The sequence below is a fragment of the Pseudomonas sp. genome, assembly GCF_050739995.1.
GTDB lineage: Bacteria > Pseudomonadota > Gammaproteobacteria > Pseudomonadales > Pseudomonadaceae > Aquipseudomonas.
Genome location: NZ_JBOICG010000223.1, coordinates 1 through 3,226 on the forward strand (window position 1 = coordinate 1; position 3,226 = coordinate 3,226).

Consider the following 3,226-nt stretch of genomic DNA (forward strand, 5'->3'; position numbering starts at 1 on the left):
ACCTGACCCATATGAAGCTGATGAGCGGTGGCGTGACCTCTGAACTGTTCGAGCAGATCGTGTACCGCATGCTCAGCGAAGGCAGCTACACCAAGCACCGCAAGCGCATGGTGCAACGGTTGATGGAGTCGGGTGGACGGGTCGAGCAATGGCTCAAGCGGTGCGGCTGCGAACTGCCAATGGGTTATGAAGGCGGGATGTTTATCTGGGCGCGCTTGCCACCCGGCGTGAACGGCGAACGGCTGGCCCAGGCCGCATTGCAACAGGGCATGGTGTTGGCGCCGGGCGCGCTGTTTGGCTATGACCCGGCACACGCTGACTCGATGCGCTTCAATGTGGCCCACAGTGACGAGCCACGGGTGCAACAGATATTTGAGACGCTGTTGCAATTGACGTTGAGCAGTCGTGTCAGCGGCGGCTTAGGTGCCCAAGTGCGTATCGCGCGTTGATCAACCCGGCAGCGGAATCACCCGCAACGGCCGGACCGACTTGTAGGAAAAACTCGAATAAATCTCTTTGACACAAGGCAGGGTCTGCAAGACCTCCCTGGCAAACTCGCCGAACGACTCCAGATCCTTGGCCACTACTTCCAGTAAGAAGTCATAGCGCCCCGACACGTTATGGCACGCCACGATCTCCGGGATTTCCAACAGCCGTTTCTCGAACGCCCGGGCAATGTCCTGGGTATGGCTCTCCATCATGATGCTGACAAATGCCGTCACCCCATAGCCGAGTGCCTTGGGCGACAAAATCGCCTGGTAGCCACTGATCACCCCGCTGTCTTCCAGGTTTTTGACCCGACGCCAGCAGGGCGAAGTGGTCAGGGCCACCCGGTCGGCCAATTCGGCCACGGTCAGACGGGCATTGCCTTGCAGCGCGTTTAAAAGGGCTTTGTCGGTGCGGTCCAGATTGATGGGCATAACGTGCCTCTAATCATTATTTTTATAGGGTTTTCATCCCCTGGCGCGGGATTTTCCAACAAATTTCGCAACGTTCATCTCTGGTTATGAGCATAGCATTGTAGGAAATAAGGAGCGCCCGACATGAACAATAAACACAATACATTCGGCTTTTCCACCCGCGCCATCCACCACGGCTATGACCCCAAGGACCACCATGGCGCCCTGGTGCCGCCAACCTACTTGTCCGCCACGTTCGCCTTCCCGACCGCTGAATACGGCGCCGCCTGCTTTGCCGGTGAAGCGAACGGCCACTTCTATACGCGGATTTCCAACCCTACCCTGGCGTTGCTTGAATCGCGCATGGCCACCCTGGAAAACGGCGAGGCGGCGGTGGCGTTCAGCTCTGGCATGGGCGCGATTGCCGCAACGTTCTGGACCCTGCTGCGGCCCGGCGACGAAATCATCGTCAGCCAGACCCTCTATGGCTGCACCTTCGCTCTGTTGCACCATGGCATCGGCGAGTTCGGTATCAAGGTGCGCCATGTCGACCTAACCGACCTGGCCGCCCTGCGGGATGCACTCTCCCCCGCCACCCGCATGATCTATTGCGAAACCCCGGCCAACCCCACCCTGCAATTGGTCGACATCGCCGCCGTGGCCCAGCTCGCCCACCAGCAGCCGAATGTCACCGTGGTGGTCGATAACACCTACTGCACGCCCTACCTGCAACGCCCCCTGGAATTGGGCGCCGACGTGGTGGTGCACTCGGCCACCAAATACCTCAGCGGGCACGGCGACATTACCGCTGGCATTGCGGTGAGCAGCCACGCCCTGGCGCAACGCATTCGCCTGCAAGGGCTCAAGGACCTGACCGGCGCCGTGATGTCGCCGCAGGACGCGTCACTGTTGATGCGTGGCCTCAAGACCTTGGCCCTGCGCATGGAACGCCACTGCAGCAGCGCCCAGACGGTGGCCGAAACCCTGCAGGCGCACCCCGCCGTGCAGTGGGTGACCTACCCCGGGCTGCGTTCTTTCCCACAGTACGAATTGGCGGCACGCCAGATGAAAATGGCCGGTGGCATGATCGCCTTTGAACTCAAGGGTGGGATCGAGACCGGCCGGCGCTTCATGAACGCCCTCAAACTGTTCACCCGCGCGGTCAGCCTGGGCGATGCGGAGTCACTGGCCCAGCACCCAGCGAGCATGACCCACTCCACCTACACCCCGGAGGAACGGGCGCACCATGGAATCAGTGAAGGCCTGGTGCGTTTGTCGGTGGGGCTGGAGGACGTCGCCGACCTGCTCGCCGATATTCAACAGGCCCTGGCCAAGTGCACCCGTGAAGCGACGCGCCCGCGTTCGGTCACCGCACATGCTGTGAGATAAGCCCCACGCTCAGAGTTATCCTTTCCCACAAACGGTGGTCGGACTGGTCCGACCATCGTTATGCTTTTTTAATCTGATTTTTTATAGATTGGATCCCCATGCAATCGCCAGGCTGTACTAGCATACGTGCCGGCGGAAAGCATTATCACTGTGGGTTATTCGCATTGGCCAGCTTGTTAAACCCCGCCGTTATAAAGCCGAATACCTGCACCTGAAATTCATGGACGAACTGATGAACTCACACCTGTTCCCACATATAGGCAAGGTCATCGCCAGCACCGGCAGTCGCCATTTTCCACGTTTGCTGCATGACCTCATCCTGACCCAACTGGCAGTGGACGCTACGCATATTTCGCAATTGCAGGTCAGTTGCACAGGGCACACCCGCCGTAAGATCAGCCCGGTCTACACCGATTCGGTCCTCGCCCTGGATCAAGAACAACCCGCCGCCCAGCTACACCTCACACGCCGCAAGGACGACATGCGTTACGTGCTATCGGTGTACCGCTCCCACCAGTCCGAAAGCTTCTCACCGCAAGAGCGCAGCATGCTGCTGGACTTTTCCACCCTGCTGCTGCCGATGGTGGAAAAACACATCATCGCGATCCAGCCATGCCGCCAGGACAACACACCGCTGGTCCCGCAAAACCAAGGGATCGAAACCCTGCGTCGACGCATCCAGGAACGCTTGGTGCAATCCGGGCTGACCCTGTCCAACCGTGAACTGGAAGTGTGTGTCGGCCTGCTGGCCGGGCGCACCGCGCCAGAGTTGGCGGAGCAATTGGCGCTGAAGGTCAATACCATCGAAAGCTACCTGAAGCGGGCGGCGATCAAACTGGGCATCAGTGGGCGGCATTCATTGTTGCGGTGGATGTACGCCACCGAAGACACAACAGCTTAAATTGTAGTGAGCGGGCTTGCCCCGCGCTGGGCTGCGT

The 3,226-nt window shown here is 59.7% G+C and carries 3 protein-coding genes and 1 pseudogene; 3 read left to right on the top strand and 1 reads right to left on the bottom strand.

The window, feature by feature from the left end; genetic code table 11:
* Positions 1-449, top strand: a pseudogene (locus ACRESD_RS07690) (PLP-dependent aminotransferase family protein); the annotation flags it as partial.
* On the opposite strand, the gene ACRESD_RS07695 reads toward ACRESD_RS07690, so the two are convergent.
* A complete protein-coding gene (locus ACRESD_RS07695) occupies positions 450-920 on the bottom strand; it encodes an Lrp/AsnC family transcriptional regulator (RefSeq protein ID WP_431750373.1) in 471 nt (156 codons plus the stop codon).
* Between the two features lie 123 nt (positions 921-1,043).
* Here ACRESD_RS07695 and ACRESD_RS07700 point away from each other — a divergent pair, with 123 nt between their 5' ends.
* Together ACRESD_RS07700 and ACRESD_RS07705 are read left to right on the top strand one after the other, a co-directional pair.
* Positions 1,044-2,288: a methionine gamma-lyase gene (locus ACRESD_RS07700; RefSeq protein WP_431750374.1), complete on the top strand. Its 1,245-nt coding sequence runs from the start codon at positions 1,044-1,046 to the stop codon at positions 2,286-2,288.
* A 232-nt stretch (positions 2,289-2,520) separates the two neighbouring features.
* Positions 2,521-3,189 (top strand): helix-turn-helix transcriptional regulator, encoded by a 669-nt coding sequence (locus ACRESD_RS07705; protein WP_431750375.1) that lies wholly within the window; start codon positions 2,521-2,523, stop codon positions 3,187-3,189.
* Positions 3,190-3,226: the final 37 nt, after the last annotated feature.